This is a genomic window from Pseudomonas sp. Pse1, assembly GCF_024519635.1.
Taxonomy (GTDB): domain Bacteria; phylum Pseudomonadota; class Gammaproteobacteria; order Pseudomonadales; family Pseudomonadaceae; genus Aquipseudomonas.
In genome coordinates, this window is the sequence record NZ_JALJRO010000086.1 from 1 (window position 1) to 425 (window position 425).

At 51.3% G+C, this 425-nt stretch carries 1 protein-coding gene; it reads left to right on the forward strand.

Translation table 11 applies throughout. The features are described from left to right. Positions 1-425 (forward strand): hypothetical protein (locus NR126_RS29155; RefSeq protein WP_256832496.1); only part of this gene is annotated, 425 nt, incomplete at both ends.

A 425-nucleotide genomic window follows, 5' to 3' on the forward strand; every position in this document is an offset into this window, starting at 1 on the left:
CGCTGACCGGGGAGGGAAGAAAAAGGAGGGGGAAGAGAGGGAGGGAGAGGGAAAGGGAGAGAGAAAAAAGAAACGAGAGAAGAAAGGAGAAGAGAGGAAGAAGAAAGAGGGGAGAGGGAAAAAGAGGAGGGAGGAAGAAGGGGGGGAAGGGAGAGAGAGAGGAAAAAAAGGGGAGGGGGGAAAGGGGAGAGAGAAAGAGAAAAAAAGAAGAGAGAGAAGGGAGAGAGGGAGGGAGAGAAGAAGGGGGGAGGAGGAAGGGAAGGAAAAGAGAAGGAGAGAGGAGAGAAGGGGGAGGAGAAAAGGAAGGGAGGAAAAGAGAGAAAAGAGGGAGAGGAAAGAGAGAAGGGAGAGAAAAGGAGGGGGAGAAGAAAGGGGGGGAAGGAAGAGGAAGGAGAAAGGAAAGGAAGAAAATAAAAAGAGAGGCA